Below are 20,265 nucleotides of genomic sequence, written 5' to 3'. Positions count from 1 at the left end.
TTAGTATACAACAAAACCGCGTATTCTTACTAGTATACTAGGTTATAAATTTTATCTCACTAAAGCAATAAAGGAATAGAGTAATCTATTCCCAGTAACTTCTTGCTTTTTTAAGTTTTCTATCCGTATTTTCGTATTCTTTTAATATTTCTCCAATCAGATCATTGCGCGGCGGTTCCATATCCCGCATAACAAACACCCCTTCATCAATTATTTGGCAAAGGAAGCCGGCATGACCACCGCTTGGACTTCTCCGGTGGCAACTAATTCTTCTTCGGCAAATACATCGACTAGGATTTTAAATTTTTTCGGATGGATTTCTTCAATTCGGCCAACCGCTTTTAAGGTTTTTCCTTGCGGCGTCGGTTTCTTATAATCAACATGTAAAGAAGCGGTGACAAAACGCGGCGGCGCTTCCTCGCTTCCCGGTTCAAAGCCGTTTTTCCGGTGCAGCGCAAGCGATGCGGACCCCGTTCCATGGCAATCCACTAGTGAAGCGATCAATCCGCCGTAAACAAACCCAGGAATCGCTGTGTGCTCAGGTTTAGGGGTGTAAACCGTCACCGTTTCTTCGCCCTGCCACCCTGTCCGAAATTGATGCCCTTCTTTATTTAGGCGGCCGCATCCGTAGCACCACGCGAAGTCCTCTGGATATTCATCTTGAATGGCCTGCTTCATCTTCTCTGTCATTCCAATCCCTCTTTTCCAAATATGTAATTTCGTTTATTTTCACTATCTTAACATAAAGTAAATTGAGTGTTCTGACATTTAGACGTTCATTTAATGAACTTTTATAAAAAACAAAAAGAAAAAGCATGATCCTTTTCATCAGATCATGCTTTCCCTTATTACCTTCCCTCTAAAAAACGAGGGTTCGCACGCGGAAAATTTTTTATTCAATTCTTTCTACAACTTTACTACTTGTTGATGCTCTGACGAACTTGAAAACTCTCGCCAATGCAGTTTGTTGCGCTAACTGTCATTTGCCATTTAGGCTTTTGCTTCGCATATACCTCTCAGCGAAATTGTGTTTCTGCAGTTAGACGTTTAGATGCACTTCCACAAAAAACTTACATCTTACTGATCTTGATTTACTTTCTGGAGAGAAACCATTGTACTATCGGTCCCTGACAAGAGTAACTATCGTCAGTATTGCAAAATTTTCCGCCAAGGCTGTGCAAGTCATCGTCTGGATGCGTTCATAAACTTACTTCGTTTATACGCTTTTCCCTACGTTATTCCGCCTTGTAGTAATTGTATTCCACCTCCTCTCAGATCTAAACCTATTTATAAGAAAATTTTAATAAATTCAATAAATTATTTTTACATTTCGTTTACTCCCCTTTATACTAGTATTTAGTTCGATAACCGTAATAAAGAGGAGAGATTAAATGGTTAAGAGTTTACCGCTTCGTTCAGAAGTGCCCGTACAAGAAACATGGGATTTACAGAGTTTATTTGCTTCGCATGAAGAATTTAATGAAGCCTTGGTTTCATTGGAAAAAGATGCTTCCGACTTCCATAGCCAGTTTCACGGAAAAATCAGCGATTCCGCGTCTGTCCTTGAATCGTTGACAGCTTATATGGCTCTCGTTGAAAAGTTGGTTCCTGTCAGTACGTACGCAAGCCTTACGTTAAGTACCGATCAGACGGATTCAGAAGCCCAGATGCTATCCAGTAAATTCGGTTCTGTTTCTGCAAAAATCGGAAGCAAGCTTTCTTTTGTCAGCAGTGAACTTTTAGCGTTGCCGGAAGAAACATTGAAATCGGCAATGGAAGAATCCAACGAGTTTAAAATTTATTTGGAAAAGCTGCTCCGCAAAAAAGAATACCAATTGCATCCGGAAGCCGAGAAAACCTTGGCTGCTTATTCAGCTACTTTCAACGCACCATACGGCCTTTATAATACAACCAAAATGGTGGATCTATCCTTTGAAGATTTTGAAGTAAATGGCCAGAGCTATCCATTAAGCTATGTCTCTTTTGAAGGCGATTGGGAAGCAGAGCCCGATGCCGAAATCCGCCGTGCTGCATTTGATGCTTTTTCAAAAAAACTGAAAGACTACCAGCATACAACAGCCAAAACCTATGATATGCAATTGCAAATGGAAAAAACCACTTCTGATTTGCGCGGCTACGATTCCGTTTTCGATTATTTATTGTTCAACCAAGAAGTGGACCGTACACTCTATAACCGCCAAATCGATTTAATCACAAAAGAATTGGCGCCGCATATGCGCAAATACGCGAAGTTGCTGCAAGAAGTCCATGGCTTGGATAAAATGACTTTCGCTGATTTGAAAATTTCCTTGGATCCTACATATGAACCTGAAATTACCGTAGAAGAATCCAAAAAATACATCAACGAAGCGCTCGGCATCATGGGCGAAGACTATTTGGATATGGTGGAACGCTCTTATTCCGAACGCTGGATCGATTTTGCACAGAACAAAGGCAAGTCAACAGGGGCTTTCTGTTCGAGCCCTTACGGAAACCATCCGTACATTTTGATTTCCTGGACTGGCCGCATGAACGAAGTCTTCGTCTTGGCGCATGAACTCGGCCATGCCGGACATTTCTACAATGCGAACCGGGAACAAAACGTCTTGAATGCCCGACCGTCCCTTTATTTTATCGAAGCACCTTCAACAATGAACGAGATGCTAGTAGCCAACCATCTCTTGAAAAACTCGGAAGATCCGAAATTCAAGCGTTGGGTCATTTCATCCATCGTTGCGAGAACGTATTACCATAACTTTGTCACGCATTTGCTTGAAGCTGCATACCAGCGCAAAGTATACGAACGCATCGACGCTGGACAAAGCGTCAATGCCGGGATTTTAAATGAGCTGAAGCGCGGTGTGCTGGAAGAGTTCTGGGGAGATGCCGTAGAAATCACGCCAGGAGCTGAACTGACATGGATGCGCCAGCCGCATTATTACATGGGCTTATACCCGTATACTTATAGCGCCGGCCTGACCATTTCTACGCAAGTGTCTAAACGGATCTTAAGTGAAGGGCAAACAGCCGTCGATGAATGGCTGGAAGTGTTGAAAGCCGGAGGCACGAAAACTCCGGTAGAACTGGCTCAGATGGCTGGCGTCGACATCACAACGGAAGAACCGCTGCGCAATACCATCGCCTATATCGGTGAATTGATCGACGAACTTGTCGCACTGACAAAAGAAATTGAAGTCAAACAATAAATAACTAGTTGGATGAGAGCTTCTGCTTCTACAATACGCACTTCGGCGCTTTGGACAGAGCTCCCACAATAAGCCGAGAAAACTACTCGTCTTATTGCTCCGCCCAGTCCGAGTTAGCGCAGCGGTTTTGGGGAATATCGGGTTTCTAAACGAAACTTTTTCTATTTCTATTTTTTCAGCACATTGAAAACGGAAGCGGCTGTTAAGCTGCTTCCGTTTTTTTGCGCGCTTTTTTCCAGATGAAATAACGTTCGATCAGAATCGCTGCTAATGTTCCGGTAATAAGTCCGTTGGAAAAGGTAGCCGCCATGACCGCAGGCAGCTTGGCCATGCTCTCCGGCGGAAGAAACATGATGCCGACTCCGATCATCAATCCGAAAGCGGACACTTTATAGGCTTGCTGATGATCCGCTTCTTCAGCCAATTCTACAAAAGCCATTTCCACCATTTTTGTGAAGATCGCGAAAATTACTGCATAAGCGACTGGTGCCGGCAATGCCGCTAATAACGCCATCAGGCTCGGAAAGAAGCTAATAGCTACTACCACCATTCCACCCATGATGAATGGTTTCAAAGAAGGATTTCGTGTGGCACTGACAAAACCGGCTGCACCGGAAATCGGCACTGGTCCGATGGCTGAAAAAAGCCCTGCAAACATGTGGTTGATTCCGGAGGCGACTGATGCTTGCTTTACCCGATCCGGCGCCTCAATCGAAAAGGTGTTTTTTAAAAGCATCTCCATGACCCGCATGGAAGCCATCATGTTCGCCACTAGTAGAAAAGTCAAAAACAGCGCCGTAACGAACATGCCGCTATCCCAGACGAGCGGTCCGAATACGAGAAGTTCCGGCAATGCGAGCAAAGATCCGGAAGCATTGTCGATCGCATCCGCTTTGCCAAGCAATATAAACAACGCCCAACCGATCGCGATGGCGAGCAATACCGAATAGCGGTTGATCCATGGTGTTTTGTGCCCCATTAATATGAAAGTCACAATTACCACCGCAGCTCCACCGATCGCGACGACCGGATCAACAGCATCTCCTTCACCGGCGATCCCCAGCAAGCCGCCGATAATCGATTCACTCAATTGCAGGACGAGCAATAATAGATAGATGAAAGTGATGGTCGGTGTAAATAGTTTTCTCATCTTTCCTACCAATCCGGTATAAGCAAAAACAATGAACAAAACCCCACTATAGAGCAGCCCGCTTTGAAGAGCTTGCAGCGATTCTTCCATCGTTGCGTACATAACGCCGACCATTCCCGCATAGACGATGAAGATTCCCCACCAGAGCCCGGCTGGCCCTTCATTAATCGGCATTCTGTGCCCCACGAGCACTTGCACTAAACATGCAATGCCGAGCACGAAAATCGTCCTTTGGACAAATAAGGCTGTATCACCGTTGTCCATCCCAAATACATTGGCGATGGCAATTGGGGCAGCAATCGAAGAAGCCAATAGAAAAACTGCCCATTGAATGCCGCCAAATAAAGTTTTCACTATTTCCCGCCTCCGTCTTTTCCTGCTTTTTATCTTTTCAGTATACCCTTTTACTTTTGATGAAGTTCAAAGAAAAAGACAAAGAGCCCTGATATTTTCAGGACTCTCTGTCTTTTCTAGTAGTTTCTTTAAGGTCGGCTTGTTTTTGCAGGTCTGCCTTTTTTTGTTGCTCATCTGTTCGATGTTCTTCATCCAATGGCCCTTTATAGACAACTGGATAGCCTTTATCTTGCAGTTGCTTTACTTGTTTCCGAGAAGCTCGGATCAAAAGCCACATGATCAACAGCGATAAAATAAAAATGACGACAACTGAGATAATCCCGGGAATGTATTCCGATTTATCTTCAGGAAAATATAAGAATTCCATTTGTTTGTTTCCCGCCTTTGATAGTTGAGTTTCCCTTCATTATACAGGATAGCTTTTTTCAATAAATTACCGATGGTGAACATTTAGTGGCGAACTCTTAACAATCTTCGCAACAAATGCCGTAAAGCGGCATGTAAAAAGGGAGCGGCAGAACCAGGAAACACACCTTTTCTACCGCCAACTTTAGAGACTATTTCTCCGATACCACTGTAAACCGTTTATTGAAATGGCGCGGATTTTCAATTTCATCCACTAATGCAATGGCATAATCGGGATAGCTGACATAGCTTTTCCCTCTCTTATTCACCGTGATGCTGTCTTCGCCTATCTCATAACTGCCGGTCCGTCTGCCTTCCGCATCAAAGAAAGCTGCAGGACTTAGGAATGTCCACTCGATGCCTTCTGATGCTTCAAGGTCAGCCAGGTTCTGTGCCTGGTTAGATGCAATCGCTTTGAAAGCATCCGGGAATTCCGGAGTTTCAATCAACCGTGTGGTTCGTGCTTCATCGACAAATAAGCTGCCTGCCCCTCCAACTACAATCAGTCTCGTGTCAGGCGCTTCTTTTAACGCTTGGATAAGATTTCTTCCTGCTTCTACATGCTGCTCCGCTTTTTCCGGGGGCACACCAAAAGCATTTACGACCACATCAAACGGTTTTAGATCTTCTGAAGTTAAACTGAAAACATCTTTTTCCAAAACCCGTGCTTTTTCGTCTTCAATTTTCGAAGCATCCCTTACGATAGCCGTGATTTCATGGCCTCTAGAAATCGCTTCTTTCATAATGACCTTGCCCGCTTTTCCGCTTGCTCCAATAATTCCGATTTTCACCCGAACCACCTCATCCTTTTAGATTTGATCCATCGCATCTTTCAGAATCTCAAACGAACGCTTTCTTTTTTCTTGATCATAAATATAAGACACAGCCATCAGTTCATCAATCTGCATATCGCCCATAAAGTCTTTCAACTGCGCTGTAATCGCTTCGCGGTCGCCAAGGAACGTATAACGGGACATATTTTTAGCCACCGTTTCCTCATACAAGCTCCATTTGCCATCCATCGAATCGACCGGTGGCTGAAGCAGATTTTTTGTTCCTCTTACTACATTCAAGTAAAACATCTGGCTCGAAGTCGAAAGTTTTTGAGCTTCTTCAGTCGTTTCTGCGGCCACTACGTTTACACAAACCATGACGTATGGTTCGGCTAGGTATTCAGATGGCTGGAACTGAGTTCGATAAATCTGCAGCGCCTGTTCTAATTGCTGCGGAGCGAAATGGGCAGCAAATACATAAGGCAAGCCCAGTCTTGCAGCTAACTGCGCACTGGATGTACTCGATCCTAGGATAAAAATCGGTACTTCGGTGCCAACACCCGGATAGGCATACACCATGCCTTGATGTTCAAGCGGCTTTAAATAATTCTGCAGTTCAACTACATCCTGCGGGAAAGCATACGCCGTTTCTTGCGCAGTTCGGCGCAGCGCATGTGCGGTCTGCATATCCGTTCCCGGTGCACGCCCAAGCCCCAAATTCACTCGTCCAGGATACATCGTCTCAAGTGTTCCGAATTGCTCAGCTACGACAAGCGGAGTATGGTTCGGCAACATGACACCGCCAGATCCCACTTCAATCGATGCTGTATTATCGAGCACCTTTGAAATCAGGATAGACGTAGCGGAACTGGCTAAAGTCGGCGAGTTGTGGTGTTCAGACAACCAAAACCGCTTGTAGTTTAATTTTTCAACATGCTGTGCCAAGCTGACCATATCCGTTAATGCATCTTTTGCTGTCTGGCCTTCCGAAATAGCGACCAAGTCCAAAACGGATACGGGCACCGGTTTTATGTTTTGATTCATTTAATGACTTCCTTTCAGGAGAAGATGTCCATTAACCATAAAACCAAAATATCTCGAAGACAAGCTATCTGCTTATAGCTTCAAATCATTTAGTCGTATCCATCCACGTAGGAATTTGATCGTCTTCATCAAATTCAATGATGACATCCGTCACTCCTTGGACGCCATCCATAATCCGCTTTTCAATGTAGTCCCGCAAATCATCCGCTTCGGCAATCGTCATGCCTGGGTCCACTTCCAATTTCAATTCCACATGGAAATGGTCTCCTTCTTTGATGACATCAAGGTCTTGAATATCGGCAACTTGTGGGTGCTGCAGAACTTTCGCGCCGATTCGGGCCTGCATTTTAACATCAGCCACTCCAAGCGCACCAGCCGCATTGTCCAGGAAAACCCGTCCTACTACGAGAATGAGCATGACACCGATAATGATTGAAGCGTACCCGGTTGCACTATGGAAAGGCGTATAAGTGGAAATGATAATAGCGCCCAAAGCCAACACGGCTCCTCCTACTGCCACATTATCTTCCAGGAAAACGAGTTTGGTCGCAGGCTTAGCCCCTTTTACGTTTTTATAGCTAAGCGGGATGTACTTTAAACCGCTTGTTTGTTCTTTCGGCAGGTGCTCCGTTATTTCTTTCATGGCTTTATTGAGCACAAAAGCTTCCAAAAGAGCAGACGCACCTAACACTCCGATGTTCAACCAGAACCAATCTTCTGTGTGGACCGTATCCGAAATGTGATGGATTCCTTCGATAATGGTTTCATAGGCCAGCACTCCGACAATAAGCACCGCTCCTAATAGCACTAAGTTGACTAGGCGCCCAAAACCGCCTGGAAATTTTTCGGTTGGCGCTTTTTTGCTCAATGCCGAACCGATAAAGACGAACAATTGGTTGGCTGCATCTCCAAAGCTGTGCATCATTTCGGCGAACATCGCCACATTTCCCGTAATGAGATAAGCGATTGTTTTAATGACAGCTACCGCCGTATTAACAATTGCTGCCCAAAAAGCAGACTTGTTCCCCCCTTTTAGCAAGCCCAAAAACTCTTTCATATGAAATCCCCCATTCTTCTCAACCAAATTATTCGTGTGTAAATTTAGCAAGCATTTCTATTTTATTTCCCTGCACTGGAGCAGTAGAAACCCATGAAAAAGAGAGCACCGATTTTTTCGGAACCCTCTTTTTTTGAAACTGCCTTAAATCTCGTAGACAGCCCCTATTTTTGCGAATTCTACATTGCCGCTATAGCTGGAACGTGCAGCTTCAAGAATTTCTTCCAGTTCGCCGTATTGCGGCAAATGAGTGAGCCTCAATTTCTTGGCATCAGCACGCTCAGCCAGTTCACCTGCTTGCTTCCCGCTCAAATGCCCTTTAATGATGCCTCTATATTTTTCATACAAATTTGATTCACATACAAGCAAATCTGCATGGCGCGAGAAATCGATCAGCTCATCTTTCCATTCGGTATCCGCTGTAAAAACCACTGACTTTCCTTTTGCTGTAAATTTCATTGCCAAGCAATAAACCGGATGAATGGTTTCGCAAAAAGAGACTTCGAACGGCCCAAGCAGAAGAGGTTGGCCTGCTTCAATCATTTTTCCTTCAGTCACGCCTTTATAGGAAAGGCCCGCAAACATTTCCTGGTCGCGGTTATGGGCATAAATCGGAAATGGAGTTTCCCACTCTTTTAACTGCATGCCGACCATCGCTGCATGCTGCAAAACCCCAATATCGGCAATATGGTCTGGATGATAATGGCTGATGATTGCCGCATCGAGATCTTTTAATTCGGTATAATTTTGTACAGCGGCCAATACACCGCTTCCACAATCCACTAGGCAGCGAAATCCTTCCTCTTCTATTAGAAAGGAAGAAGTCGCTTCGTTTTTATTCGGATAGCCGCCCCAAATTCCAATTGTTGTAATTTTCATAAATGTACCCCTCTCGTTTTATTTTATTTCCCTATTATAACCCAGCCGTTTACCTACAGTTTGTTTAAAGGAATTCGCTCGGGGTATATAGAAAGGGAGAAGATAAAACTTGGAGGGATTACTTTGACAGTAAAACTAACAGTAGAAAATGCAGTGCAAGCAAAATCAGAAATCGAAAAATTACAGACACAAGGATTCACGCACGACGACATTTACATCTTCGCACATGATAAAAACCGCGAAAAAGACATTTCCAAAGCATTGGATACGGAAAGCGTCGGCATGAAAGAACAAGGATTCCTAGATAGCATGAAAAACATGACCGTTTCACGCGGTGATGAGCTTCGCGCTAAAATGGCAGCCGCTGGAGCAACAGAACAAGAAGCTGCTGATTACGAAGAAGAATTAGATAAAGGCAAACTCGTGATTATCGCGAATAAAAACAATTAATTCCTTCCCTCTTGCTGAATGGCAAGAGGGTTTTTTATGTCTTTTATTGCCTGCCCCCTTCTTTTTTTATCTTGAAATAACTTTTATTCTCAGTTCTCTTTCTTTCTCTTATAAATATACTTTGAAGTGTTAGTAAAATAGGCATATTCGGAGTTCTGTATCATCTTGTCCATTGTGTCATTTATAACTATTTGCTATATTTGAAAAAGGTTAATTTTCTAACTACGAATAGTTAAAGTAAACTTTTGTTAGAAAAGCCTCAAGGGGGAAATTTATGATCAAGAGTTTGAAAATGGGGAGCGCCTTTATCGGCATCATTGTCGGTGCGGGATTCGCTTCTGGACAAGAAATCCTGCAATATTTTACGAGTTTCGGAATCATGGGGATTTTTGCCGCTCTTATGTCGACAGCCCTATTTGCGTATTTAGGAATGAATTTGACACGGCTTGGAAGCCGGATGCAGCAGCCTTCACATAAGGAAGTCATTTACGGAATCAGTGGAAAGATCTTAGGAAGAATTGTTGATTACATAATTATCTTAACTTTATTCGGCGTCGGAGTAGTCATGATTGCCGGAGCCGGTTCTATTTTTTCGCAGCAATTCGACTTGCCAGCAGTACTTGGAAGTACTCTCATGACAGTGCTTGTCATTTTGACGATTATGCTCAATGTAGAAAAAGTCATCGCGATCATCGGCAGCATCACGCCTTTTCTTATTTTGATGGTCGTCCTTTTAGCCGTTTACAGTCTAGCTACCGGCGATTCATCTTTTACCGTATTAGATCCAATCGCGAAAGAAAAACTTTCGGCTGTTTCCAATTGGTTCTTGTCAGGATTAAATTATGCATCCTTTAATATTGCAGTTGGAGCTTCCATGGCCATCGTCATGGGAAGCACAGAAAAAGATGAAAAAATCGCTGCTCGTGGAGGATTGTTCGGAGGCCTTGGCCTTGGAGTTTTAATTATTCTCAGCCATCTAGCTATTTTTTCAAAAATAGACAGTGTAGGCGATGCGGAAATGCCGATGCTTCAAATTGCCAATGACATCTCTCCTACCTTAGGTGTGTTCATGTCGATCATTTTGTTTGGCATGATTTACAATACTGCGGTCAGTATGATCTATGCATTCTCAGCTCGCTTTGTTTCATCCGGTACGCCTAAATTCAAAGGGTTTGTCGTAATTGTCGGCATCGTTTCCTTTGCCTTAAGTTTTGTCGGCTTTACAAAACTCGTCAATGAATTTTATCCCGTGGTCGGTTATCTCGGATTCTTCCTGGTAGCTGCATTGGTTTATGCCGATTTTAAAAAGCCAAACACCCAGACAATAATGAATAAATAACTTCTATAAGCCGCCAAAGCATACATCAACTGCTTTGGCGGCTTTTCATGTTATGGTTTTAATAGAGCATTCCGGAAGGAGAACTTTTTTATGGACACTTTTATTAAAACTTCCCAACAGCGAGAATTGATTAACCAAATTCGTGCATTAACTCCTGCTTTTCAAAAGCGCGAACCGGAGTTGGACGCAATGGGATCTTTCCCTTATAAAAATATTAAAGAGTTAAAGCAAATAGGCTACCATACACTCACTTTGCCAAAAGATATGGGCGGGCAAGGCTTCGGCCTCTATGAGTACATACTTGCACAAGAAGCGATTTCGCAAGCTTCCGGAGCTACCGGCCTTTCTATCGGCTGGCATACTGGAATCGTTTTGGAATACGCCGAAAACCGGCATTGGCACGAAAACAGTGCATCCTGGCTTACAGAAGAAATCCGAAAAGGTGCCTTAATCAATACGGCGGCCACTGAAAATAATGCTGGAAGCCCAGCACGCGGTGCGCTTCCCCGGACCGTTGCTGTAAAAGAAGGCGATGAGTGGGTGCTCAACGGCGAAAAAACCTATACCTCTATGGCGCCTGTCCTCGATTTCATCTTCGTGACCGCCACAGTGAATGAGGAACAAGTCGAAACCTTTATCATTCCGCGCAAAGCAGAAGGGGTTTCAATCGATGAAACTTGGGATATGCTAGCCATGAGAGGAACAGCAAGCCATACGTTAGTGATGGAAGATGTAAGGATTCCTTCTTCATTCATCTTAAAGCCGGGCAATGCCCGAACTGCCGGTAAAGGCTGGCTGCTCCATATTCCTGCTTGTTATATCGGGATTGCTGCTGCCGCCCGGACGCAAGCGATTGAATTCGCCTCTTCCTACGAACCCGCTTCTCTCGGGAAGCCGATTTCGGAAACTCCGAATATCCGGCACCTCATCGGCGAAATGGAGCTGGAGCTGACAACTGCCCGCCATTTGCTATACGGAACAGTTGAACGCTATCTTCAAGCAAGCGATAAAGCTGCGATGGATGAAGCATTGAATGTAACGAAAATCGCCGTCACTCAGGCAGCTATCGGCATCGTCGATAAAGCGATGAAAATTGTCGGTTCTAGGGCCTTATCAGAGGCCAACCCGATGCATCGCCATTATGTGAATATCCGGGCAGGCCTGTATAATCCGCCAATGGAGGACATGGTCAAAGCGCAACTTGCAAGCCAAGCCATCCAGTCCATCCAAAAAGAACAACACGAGAATTCAGCCAATAAATAAGGAGTGAAGCAAATTGACGACTCAAGTACACCTTAACGAGACAGTTATCCAAGCTTTCCACTATACGGAAGAACACGTGACTGATAACGTTTCCGGCAAGCCTTTGCAAAAGATTATCATCGATTTCAACGTGACGAGCGAAGATTACCACGATATCGCTGTGCTATTATACGGCATGGAATTCCGGGTTCAAGTTCCAGAAAAAAACTTGGACTTCCAAGCTGCCATCTCGAACTATTCAACAGATACTACGAACCTTTACAATCCGAACGAAGTAGCTGACTATCACCTGGAATTGACGGAAAAAGCATAGAAATCAAAAAAGAAGCCTCGGCATATTGCTGGGGCTTCCTTTTTGATTTCCTATCTTCTTTTGAACCGGCTGCTGCCGCTCCTTCTTCTCAACCTTCTTCTTAGATCCCGAGCTTCTTTTTCTTTTACTGCTCTGCTTTCTTCGTCCAAAGAAATGGAACAAAGCTTATCTCCGTCCAACTCAATCTCAAACCATGAATTCACTTCGCTTCCTTCCGGCAAATGACTGACAGGAAGCAGGAGTTCCTTTTGCTCTTCTTCTATGAGAATGACCGCCCATCCATCTTCAATCCGGTTCAGCATCCCTTTCATTCAATCACTCCCCTACACAAGCGAGGCCTTGGTCTTTAATATCCTCCAGCTTCCCTTGCCCAATGCCTTTGATCTCTTTAAGCTCTTCAAGCGAAACAAACGGACGGCTTTTTACGATGTCTTCAGCGAAAGCCGGACCGATGCCTTCGATTTCCTGAAGTTCAGCTGAAGAAGCACGATTCAGATCAATGCAGCGATTTTTTCCTTCAACAGCGATTCCTTCTTTCTCTGTTTCGATTTCGTAGCTGTTTCCGTCTGTCCGCAGCACAATCGTTCCGTTCACATCAGTGCCGTAAACTTCAGCGCCTTCGTTCTCCACTGAGGCAATGACTTCGGCATGCGGATGGCCATAGGAATTGTCGATGCCCGCACTGTAAATGGCGACTTCCGGAGATACAGCTTTTAAAAACGCGCGGCTCGTCGATGTATTCGACCCATGGTGGCCAAGATGAAGAATTTCTGCGTCCAAATCAGCGCCGCTGTCAATCATATTCTGTTCTTCTTTAATACCCGCATCACCGGTGAAGACCAAGCGGATATCTCCAAACGTCACTTTCAATGAAATCGATTCTTCGTTGGCTTTTCCGGTGATTTCTTCGGGATAAAGAACTTCCAGTTGAATCGGGCCGACATCGAAAACTTCTCCGCTGCGCGGTTCGTAATAATCCGTACCCGTTTCATCAACCGCTTCTAATGTGCTGATGAATGTATTGGAGGTGCTTTCGTTGCCTGACATCCACACTTCCCCTACATCAAACTGTTCAACAATGGAAGCTAGCTGGCCAATGTGATCCGAATCGGGATGAGTACCGATTGCAATGTCGATTTTCTCCAGCTGCAACTCTTTTAAATAATCGATCGCAGCTGTGCTGTTCCAATCGCCTGCATCAATCAGAATGGCATAACCATCCACTTCCAATAAAGTGGAATCTGCTTGGCCGACATCTATATAATGTACGGCAAGCTCATCCTCTAGAGCTGCCGAATTCCGGATCTCCCCTTCTTCCTTCTGTTGAAACAATTGATATGCTAAAACTCCAATCAGGATAACCGCAATTAATAAAATCGAAATGTTCTTTTTCAAGATCCCTCTCCTCTTTCCATAGTGGCATTTTACCATACCCACTGATGGCCGTTCTCTATTCGCGTTAAAGGCAGGAATACTAAATATGTGCATAGCAAAAGGCCGCAAAAGAAGTTCTCTTGCAGCCTTTTATAACTTCCCTTAAATCAAGTTGACATGAAGTCTCCGCCGTTCATATGAAGGAATTGGCCTGTCATGTATGAATTTTGCGGATCTGCTAAAAAGACGAAAGCCTTTACCAATTCATAAGGCTGGGCCGGGCGCCCGGCTGGAACATCCTTGCCGAAGTCTTCTCCAACGTCAGGGTTGAGATCACCAAAAGTCTTCGTGATCAGCGGCGTCCACACTGGCCCCGGAGCAATGCCATTTACCGCAATTCCTTCGCGGACGAAACGGCGGGCAAGCGCACGCGTCATGGAAACCATGGCACCGTTCGCTCCGGAATAGTCGATGAGATCTGAGTGGCCCCGGTACGCATTGATTGAGGCAGTATTAATGATGCGCGCCCCATCTTTTAGATGGGGACGGGCGGCTCTGACTAAATAGAACATCGCAAAAGCTTTGATTTCGAAAGTCTTCAGCAACTGTTCATCTGTAATGTCGGTCGGAGAGGTCTGCGGATATTGATAGCCTGCATTATTTACCAGAATATCAATTTGGCCGAACGACTCGAGTGCGAATTGAACCAATTTATCGCAGTTTTCCGATTTCCCCAGATCTCCGCTCAAGGCTTTCGCTTCTCCCCCGTAGCTTTTGATGACTTCCAAAGTTTCAGCTGTCGCATCTTCGTCGTCTAAATAACCGATCACTACTTTAGCCCCTTCTTTAACATAGGCAATGGCTACTGCTCGGCCAATCCCACTGTTTGCGCCTGTAATAATAGCCACCTTCCCTTCAAGCGCACCGCTCGCTTTATAACCTTCTAAATCCGTGTTATTGAAATCTAGATCTGCCATCCGTCTCCTCCTCCTCGCTTCACCTTAGCCCAGTATTTCCCTATCCTTGCTTATTGACTAGTTTTTCATATAATCGACTGTATTCTCCGGCAGAACGGCTCCAACTATAATCGCCATCCATGCCATTCCGTTTAATGATTTCCCAATGCTCAGCATGATGATACATCTTTAAAGCACGTTTTAACGCGTCTTCAAAACGATCCTGTTCAGCGAAATCACTTAAAAAACCATTCCCGGAGCGCAGCACTTCATCATACTCCACAACCGTGTCTTTTAAGCCTCCGGTTTTATTTGCTACTGGGACCGTACCATAAATCATGGAGACCAGTTGGCTTAATCCACAAGGCTCAAAATGGGAAGGCATCAAGAACATATCAGCGCCTGCATATAGCAAATGGGCAAGTTCTTCATCAAACCCGATATGGACTGCTATTTTCTCCGGGAATTCTTCAGCCAACTGACGGAAAAACTGCTCGTATTTCTCTTCGCCTGAGCCAAGCAACACAAATTGCACGTCCTGTGTTTTCAATAGGCTCGGCAAAGTTTCTTCTAAAACATCAATCCCTTTTTGTCCAGCTAGCCTGGAAACCATCGTCATCAATGGAATACCTCCGCGTTCCGGCAAATTAAACCGGAGTTGGACAGCCCGCTTATTGACTGCTTTCCTTTCCATGGTCGTCTGGTCATAAGGCATTTCAATCATCAAATCAGCTGCCGGATTATAGGAAACGGTATCGACTCCATTCAATATGCCGATTAAATCCTCCGCCCTCTCTTGAAGGAGCGTTTGCAGGTTCTCTCCGTAAGATTCAGTAAGAATTTCATCCCGGTAAGAAGGGCTGACGGTCGTCACTTGATCTGCGTATAAGATCCCCGTTTTCAACATATTGAAGCTGCCGCGCCATTCAATTAGGCCATCATCAAAATAACGCTCCGCCAGCTCAAATTCTTGAGTGGCCGTTTCTTTGGGATAATAGCCTTGGAATTGAAGGTTGTGGATGGTCAAAACCGTTTTTGTCTTCGAATGGAGCGTGGCATAACGTTCATCTTCTTTTAACAGAAGCGGCAGCATGGCCGTGTGCCAATCGTGGACATGCAAAATATCGAAAGCTTCGGTTTCCGCTTCCATCACAGCCAATACCGCACGGCTGAAAAATGCAAAACGCTCGGCATCATCTGGTTGGCTATATATTTGGTCGCGTCCATAAAAAGCATCATTTTCCACAAAAACGAATTGGACGCCGTTCATCCAATATTCAAAAATAGGGTAGATCTCTCTTTGCCCTTTAAAAGGCACTTCAAGATCTCCTTTGAATTGAAACTCCTTCTCTTGTTCTGCTGAAATCAACGTGTATTTCGGCAAGATCACCATTACTTCATGGCCAAGTTCCGCAAGCGCTTTTGGCAAGGCTCCCATAACATCAGCGAGTCCGCCAGTTTTTACGAAAGGAGCGCATTCTGCTGCAGCCATCGCAATTCTCATTGAACATCCTCCTTTGTCACCCGCTCACCTTTGCGGAGAACAATGGGTTGTTGCCATGTCCCTTTTAATACGACCCCGTCGTCTATCTGCACTTCTTTATCGGCAATTACACAAGTGAGTTCGCAGTTTTTCCCAACTCTGCTTTTTTGCATGATGATGCAATTCTCCAACTGGGCGCCTTCTTCGATTAAAACGGCACGGCTAATAATGCTTTTCTTTACACTTCCAGCAATCGTGCAGCCGTTTCCGATCAATGCTTGGCTCACTTGGGATCCCTTTAAATACTTTGTCGGAGGCTCGTCTTTCACTTTTGTATAAATGGGACGGTCTTTTAGAAATAGCTTTTCCCTTTGCCCAGCTTCTAATAAGGACATCGCGGACCTGAAATAATTTTCTGTCGAATCGATAACCGCAACAAATCCATCATGTGTATACGTATTGAATGTATAAGGCGCTTTTTTACGGTTTACTACATCTTCAATGCTGATGATTTTCTTTTTCTTCATAGCTTTCCATCAATTCAACAAGCAATTTTTTGGAAAGGATGTAACTTTTCAAATGGGTGCCATCGTCACAGATAGCTTCTGTGATATCCATGCCCGAAGCCAAATGGGCATCCAGCATGTCATCGAAATCCAGTTGGGCCACTGTAAAGCAATTGGTGATGACGACGTGTTCCTGCTTGCTTTTGGCGAAAAACTGGCGATGTTCACCTAGCATGGAGAAGGCGCCGACGCTGACGTAATTGCCCGCTTTCTGGGAACCCGGAAGGAAAAACAAGCCGTCTTTCCGGCGATTCAAATCCCAGCTTTTGCCCACTCCGATATGATCGAGCAAAGAAACAAATGGATAAGCGGGAAAAACGCCGACAAGATTAATATTCGAATTTACCACATTCGACAAGGCAAAATCGATGAGCCGGTACCGTCCGGAAAAAGGGATTGATGCCGTTGAACGGTACATCGTTAAATCTTCCAGGCCAGACATCCTTACAGATGCATCAATAACTGCCATTAATCTCATAGACCTTCACCTCTTCCCCAGTTCTCTAAGACCTCTTCTGTCAATAAAACAATTTCTTCTTTTTGATCGGGAATCTGATAGTTTTCAGGAATCGACAACCCCGGCGGAATGATGACACGCTGAAGCTGGGCACCTTTGCCGATTTTCACGCCACTCATCACGACGCATTCTTTGAGCGACGCGCCTTCGTCAACCTGGACGTCCTGGAAAATGACCGATTTTTCGATTGCTCCTTCGATGACACAGCCTTCATTGACCAAGGAATCCTGGACGACGCCGTGTTCACCGATAAACTGCGGCGGCAGCTGCGGATTGGAGGAGAAAATCCGCCATCCCGGATCATGCAAGTTCAAGCCTGAAGTTTCATCCAGCAAATCCATATTGGCTTCCCAAAGGCTGTCTACGGTTCCTACGTCTTTCCAATAGCCTTTATACGGGTAAGCGACCATCTTTTCATTGTTCTCGAGCATAAGCGGGATGATATTCTTTCCAAAATCATGCGAAGAATTTTCATTTTCATTATCCAACTGTAAATACTTTTTGAGTTTTTGCCAATTAAAGATGTAAACCCCCATCGAAGCCAAATTGCTTTCTGCATTTTCCGGTTTTTCAACGAATTCTTTTACGTTCATCTGATCATCGGTGTTCATGATGCCAAAGCGGTGAGTTTCTTTCCATGGAACTTCGATAACTGAAATCGTGACATCCGCTTTTTGTTCTTTGTGGAATTCAAGCATGGTTTGATAATTCATCTTATAAATATGGTCCCCTGATAAAATCAGCACGTATTCGGGGTCTTGTTCAGCCAGATAATGCATATTTTGGTAGATCGCATTTGCTGTACCGTCGTACCATTTAAGCCCGCCCATCTCTGTATAGGGAGTAAGCATGGTGACGCCGCCGCTTCTTCTATCCAAATCCCATGGAATTCCCTGTCCGATGTAATTATGGAGTACATGCGGCTGGTATTGCGTTAAGACGCCGACTGTATGAATTTCAGAATTCATGCAGTTCGATAGCGGAAAATCAATGATCCGGTATTTTCCTCCGAACGGAATTGCAGGTTTGGCAATATTGTAGGTTAAGGATTTCAACCGGCTCCCTTGCCCCCCAGCGAGTAACATAGCCACCACTTTATTTTTCATGATTTTTCACTCCCATCCGATTTTTTCTTCCATATCTGCATTGCAAAAGCCGGCAATTCAATGGCAATTGATTGGCTTTGGCCATCAATCGGAACGCTTCTAGCAGCCACTTCCCCTTTTTCAGTACCCCATCCACCGTATAAAGGCGACGCTGTTGAAAAAACGCATTCATAGGAAGCCAGCTGCGGAACGCCTACCTCGAATCCACTGTAATCCTGGTTTGAAAAATTTCCGACTACGATGCATTCAGCTTCCGGCGCTCTTCCTCTCCTGATATAGGCTAGAACACTTTGTTCATGATTATCGGGATCCAGCCATTCAAAGCCCATCCGGTCATTATCGAGTTCAAATAAGGCCTTCTCGCTTTTATAAAAAGCCAATAGTTCTTTTGTGAAAAAGTCCATTTGGCGATGGGATGGCTGGTCTAATAAGAACCAGTCCAACTCCGGCTGGAATTTCCATTCGTCGTCATGCCCGAATTCTTGGCCCATGAACAGAAGTTTTTTCCCTGGATGCGTAATCCAGAAAGCCAAAAGCAACCGCAATTGATGGAACTTTTCTTCTTTGCTTCCCGGCAATTTATTCAGCAGCGACTTTTGCCCATGGACCACTTCATCATGAGAAAATATCGACACATAGCGTTCATCGTAATAATACATAAGTGAAAAATTCAATTTTTGATGTTTTTCAGATCGTTCTTCAGGAGGCGTCTCCATATAGCTTAAAGTGTCATGCATCCAGCCAAAATTCCATTTATAATCGAAGCCGATTCCCCCGTCTTCGGCTTTGCCAGTCACATTTGGATAATGCCAGGCATCTTCTGCGATTAAGATGGCTGAAGGATGATGCAGCTTGATGCTGGAAGTCAATTGCCTCAAAAAGTCCGCGCCTTCTTCATTGTGTATGCGTCTTGGGTCGTTCGGTACAAACAATAATTTCATCAAGGCATCCATCCGGAACCCGTCGAATTTGAATTCGTCTAGCCAATAATGCGCACTCGATAAAAGAAAGCTGACGACTTCGCCTCTTTGAACATCAAAGTTCATGGTCCCCCATTCGGGATTCTTCCGCCTTTCCTTCCGGCGGTCTTCGTAAAGCGGCCTCCCGTTGAATAAAACCAACCCATGCAGATCTTGGCAAAAATGGCCGGGTACCCAGTCTAAAAATATACCCAAACCGTTCCTGGCACATTCGTTGATGAAATATTTCAGGTCTTCCGCCGTGCCGTACCTGCTTGTTGGCGCAAAGTAACCCGTCGTTTGGTAGCCCCACGATTCATCCAAAGGATGTTCCGTGATCGGCAATATTTCAATATGAGTAAAACCGTGTTTTTTAACATAAGGAATCAATTCTTCAGCGATTTCCCGGTACGTCAGAAAAGATCCGTCTGGCGCTCTCTTCCACGTTCCCATATGTAATTCATAAATCGCTAGAGGCTTTTCAAAATGATTTTGGAAGAGTTGCTGTTTTTGCTGTAAAACTTCTTCGCTCCATTTAAATACAGAATCAGTTGGAACAATTGAACATGTGTCCGGCCTCATTTCACTGGACCGCGCATAAGGATCGGATTTTCCGATCCGTTCACCCTCAATCGTTTCAATATCATATTTGTATATAAATCCAGCAAGATTCCGAGGAATCAGGACTTCCCAAATACTTGGATCAAATGGCAATGGCTTCATCTCAAAACGTTCCGATTCTTGCGCTCCAGCAGCTGTGCCGATGACAGCCACTTTGGCTACGTCCGGTGCCCAAACAGTAAACCGGGTCTCCTCGCCATTCAGATGCGGGCCGAAATATCGATAAGCATCGTACATTTGCCCATTATGGAATTTTGCTGCTTCCTTCTCATTCAGAGAAGTCTTATCATAGTCCACGAGAAGCACCTCCAAATCGTCATTCTTTCCCTTGCCCCAATTAACTTTATTCTACACAGTCCATGTAAAACCCTTGTAAAAAATCGGAATAATTGAAAAACAGTGAAAATAAGAAAGCAGATTAGCGCAAACACTGAGGAGTTCTCAGTATCT

At 44.6% G+C, this 20,265-nt stretch carries 20 protein-coding genes; 5 read left to right on the top strand and 15 right to left on the bottom strand.

Going from position 1 to position 20,265, the window contains the following annotated elements; translation table 11 throughout:
- Positions 1-210: 210 nt before the first annotated feature.
- Positions 211-690, bottom strand: a complete 480-nt coding sequence (locus L0M13_RS01575; RefSeq protein WP_235198014.1) for a PaaI family thioesterase — start codon at positions 688-690, stop codon at positions 211-213.
- A 701-nt stretch (positions 691-1,391) separates the two neighbouring features.
- Here L0M13_RS01575 and pepF point away from each other — a divergent pair.
- Positions 1,392-3,206: an oligoendopeptidase F gene (gene pepF / locus L0M13_RS01570; RefSeq protein ID WP_235198013.1), complete on the top strand. Its 1,815-nt coding sequence runs from the start codon at positions 1,392-1,394 to the stop codon at positions 3,204-3,206.
- Positions 3,207-3,408: 202 nt separating this feature from the next.
- On the opposite strand, the gene L0M13_RS01565 is transcribed toward pepF, so the two are convergent.
- The 6 genes from L0M13_RS01565 to L0M13_RS01540 form a co-directional block, all read right to left on the bottom strand.
- Complete coding sequence (locus tag L0M13_RS01565; RefSeq protein WP_235198012.1) at positions 3,409-4,710, bottom strand: purine/pyrimidine permease; 1,302 nt, start codon at positions 4,708-4,710, stop codon at positions 3,409-3,411.
- Between the two features lie 97 nt (positions 4,711-4,807).
- Complete coding sequence (locus L0M13_RS01560) at positions 4,808-5,077, bottom strand: hypothetical protein (protein ID WP_235198011.1); 270 nt, start codon at positions 5,075-5,077, stop codon at positions 4,808-4,810.
- Positions 5,078-5,267: 190 nt separating this feature from the next.
- Positions 5,268-5,906, bottom strand: coding sequence for an NAD(P)-dependent oxidoreductase (locus tag L0M13_RS01555; protein WP_235198010.1), 639 nt, complete (start codon positions 5,904-5,906; stop codon positions 5,268-5,270).
- A gap of 18 nt (positions 5,907-5,924) precedes the next feature.
- Positions 5,925-6,932 carry an LLM class flavin-dependent oxidoreductase gene (locus L0M13_RS01550; protein ID WP_235198009.1) on the bottom strand — a complete coding sequence of 336 codons (1,008 nt, stop codon included), beginning with the start codon at positions 6,930-6,932 and terminating at the stop codon, positions 5,925-5,927.
- A gap of 85 nt (positions 6,933-7,017) precedes the next feature.
- Complete coding sequence (locus tag L0M13_RS01545; protein WP_235198008.1) at positions 7,018-7,989, bottom strand: cation diffusion facilitator family transporter; 972 nt, start codon at positions 7,987-7,989, stop codon at positions 7,018-7,020.
- Between the two features lie 144 nt (positions 7,990-8,133).
- A complete protein-coding gene (locus L0M13_RS01540; protein WP_235198007.1) occupies positions 8,134-8,868 on the bottom strand; it encodes an MBL fold metallo-hydrolase in 735 nt (244 codons plus the stop codon).
- Between the two features lie 123 nt (positions 8,869-8,991).
- On the opposite strand from L0M13_RS01540, the gene L0M13_RS01535 reads away from it, so the two are divergent.
- From L0M13_RS01535 to L0M13_RS01520, 4 genes are all read left to right on the top strand, one after another.
- Positions 8,992-9,318 (top strand): YflT domain-containing protein, encoded by a 327-nt coding sequence (locus L0M13_RS01535; RefSeq protein ID WP_235198006.1) that lies wholly within the window; start codon positions 8,992-8,994, stop codon positions 9,316-9,318.
- A gap of 274 nt (positions 9,319-9,592) precedes the next feature.
- On the top strand, positions 9,593-10,657 hold the full coding sequence (locus L0M13_RS01530; RefSeq protein WP_235198005.1) for a YkvI family membrane protein: 1,065 nt from the start codon (positions 9,593-9,595) through the stop codon (positions 10,655-10,657).
- Between the two features lie 90 nt (positions 10,658-10,747).
- Complete coding sequence (locus L0M13_RS01525) at positions 10,748-11,920, top strand: acyl-CoA dehydrogenase family protein (RefSeq protein ID WP_235198004.1); 1,173 nt, start codon at positions 10,748-10,750, stop codon at positions 11,918-11,920.
- Positions 11,921-11,933: 13 nt separating this feature from the next.
- Positions 11,934-12,233: a DUF3219 family protein gene (locus L0M13_RS01520; RefSeq protein ID WP_235198003.1), complete on the top strand. Its 300-nt coding sequence runs from the start codon at positions 11,934-11,936 to the stop codon at positions 12,231-12,233.
- Positions 12,234-12,283: 50 nt separating this feature from the next.
- Here the strand turns inward: L0M13_RS01520 and L0M13_RS01515 are convergent, their stop codons facing one another.
- The 8 genes from L0M13_RS01515 to glgB form a co-directional block, all read right to left on the bottom strand.
- Positions 12,284-12,544 (bottom strand): DUF3006 family protein, encoded by a 261-nt coding sequence (locus L0M13_RS01515; RefSeq protein WP_235198002.1) that lies wholly within the window; start codon positions 12,542-12,544, stop codon positions 12,284-12,286.
- 4 nt (positions 12,545-12,548) lie between these two features.
- Positions 12,549-13,628: an MBL fold metallo-hydrolase gene (locus L0M13_RS01510; RefSeq protein ID WP_235198001.1), complete on the bottom strand. Its 1,080-nt coding sequence runs from the start codon at positions 13,626-13,628 to the stop codon at positions 12,549-12,551.
- Between the two features lie 146 nt (positions 13,629-13,774).
- Positions 13,775-14,584, bottom strand: a complete 810-nt coding sequence (locus L0M13_RS01505) for an SDR family oxidoreductase (RefSeq protein WP_235198000.1) — start codon at positions 14,582-14,584, stop codon at positions 13,775-13,777.
- A 40-nt stretch (positions 14,585-14,624) separates the two neighbouring features.
- Positions 14,625-16,067 carry a glycogen synthase GlgA gene (gene glgA / locus L0M13_RS01500; protein WP_235197999.1) on the bottom strand — a complete coding sequence of 481 codons (1,443 nt, stop codon included), beginning with the start codon at positions 16,065-16,067 and terminating at the stop codon, positions 14,625-14,627.
- Positions 16,064-16,573: a GlgC family sugar phosphate nucleotidyltransferase gene (locus L0M13_RS01495; protein ID WP_235197998.1), complete on the bottom strand. Its 510-nt coding sequence runs from the start codon at positions 16,571-16,573 to the stop codon at positions 16,064-16,066. Before L0M13_RS01495 ends, glgA begins: the two co-directional genes overlap by 4 nt.
- A complete protein-coding gene (locus tag L0M13_RS01490; protein WP_235197997.1) occupies positions 16,545-17,090 on the bottom strand; it encodes a sugar phosphate nucleotidyltransferase in 546 nt (181 codons plus the stop codon). Before L0M13_RS01490 ends, L0M13_RS01495 begins: the two co-directional genes overlap by 29 nt.
- Positions 17,087-18,235, bottom strand: a complete 1,149-nt coding sequence (locus L0M13_RS01485) for a glucose-1-phosphate adenylyltransferase (RefSeq protein WP_235197996.1) — start codon at positions 18,233-18,235, stop codon at positions 17,087-17,089. Before L0M13_RS01485 ends, L0M13_RS01490 begins: the two co-directional genes overlap by 4 nt.
- On the bottom strand, positions 18,232-20,112 hold the full coding sequence (glgB, locus tag L0M13_RS01480) for a 1,4-alpha-glucan branching protein GlgB (RefSeq protein ID WP_235197995.1): 1,881 nt from the start codon (positions 20,110-20,112) through the stop codon (positions 18,232-18,234). Before glgB ends, L0M13_RS01485 begins: the two co-directional genes overlap by 4 nt.
- Between the last annotated feature and the right edge of the window lie 153 nt (positions 20,113-20,265).

It is taken from the genome of Planococcus sp. 107-1 (genome assembly GCF_021513255.1).
GTDB lineage: Bacteria > Bacillota > Bacilli > Bacillales_A > Planococcaceae > Planococcus.
The sequence above is the reverse complement of the archived record's forward strand: the minus strand, read 5'-3'. Positions and strand labels throughout refer to the sequence as shown.

Coding starts and splice junctions, on each gene's coding strand:
- L0M13_RS01575 (WP_235198014.1), bottom strand. CDS start 690: ATGACAGAGAAGATGAAGCAGGCCATTCAAGATGAATATCCAGAGGAC.
- pepF (WP_235198013.1), top strand. CDS start 1,392: ATGGTTAAGAGTTTACCGCTTCGTTCAGAAGTGCCCGTACAAGAAACA.
- L0M13_RS01560 (WP_235198011.1), bottom strand. CDS start 5,077: ATGGAATTCTTATATTTTCCTGAAGATAAATCGGAATACATTCCCGGG.
- L0M13_RS01550 (WP_235198009.1), bottom strand. CDS start 6,932: ATGAATCAAAACATAAAACCGGTGCCCGTATCCGTTTTGGACTTGGTC.
- L0M13_RS01545 (WP_235198008.1), bottom strand. CDS start 7,989: ATGAAAGAGTTTTTGGGCTTGCTAAAAGGGGGGAACAAGTCTGCTTTT.
- L0M13_RS01540 (WP_235198007.1), bottom strand. CDS start 8,868: ATGAAAATTACAACAATTGGAATTTGGGGCGGCTATCCGAATAAAAAC.
- L0M13_RS01530 (WP_235198005.1), top strand. CDS start 9,593: ATGATCAAGAGTTTGAAAATGGGGAGCGCCTTTATCGGCATCATTGTC.
- L0M13_RS01525 (WP_235198004.1), top strand. CDS start 10,748: ATGGACACTTTTATTAAAACTTCCCAACAGCGAGAATTGATTAACCAA.
- L0M13_RS01515 (WP_235198002.1), bottom strand. CDS start 12,544: ATGAAAGGGATGCTGAACCGGATTGAAGATGGATGGGCGGTCATTCTC.
- L0M13_RS01505 (WP_235198000.1), bottom strand. CDS start 14,584: ATGGCAGATCTAGATTTCAATAACACGGATTTAGAAGGTTATAAAGCG.
- glgA (WP_235197999.1), bottom strand. CDS start 16,067: ATGAGAATTGCGATGGCTGCAGCAGAATGCGCTCCTTTCGTAAAAACT.
- L0M13_RS01495 (WP_235197998.1), bottom strand. CDS start 16,573: ATGAAGAAAAAGAAAATCATCAGCATTGAAGATGTAGTAAACCGTAAA.
- L0M13_RS01490 (WP_235197997.1), bottom strand. CDS start 17,090: ATGAGATTAATGGCAGTTATTGATGCATCTGTAAGGATGTCTGGCCTG.
- L0M13_RS01485 (WP_235197996.1), bottom strand. CDS start 18,235: ATGAAAAATAAAGTGGTGGCTATGTTACTCGCTGGGGGGCAAGGGAGC.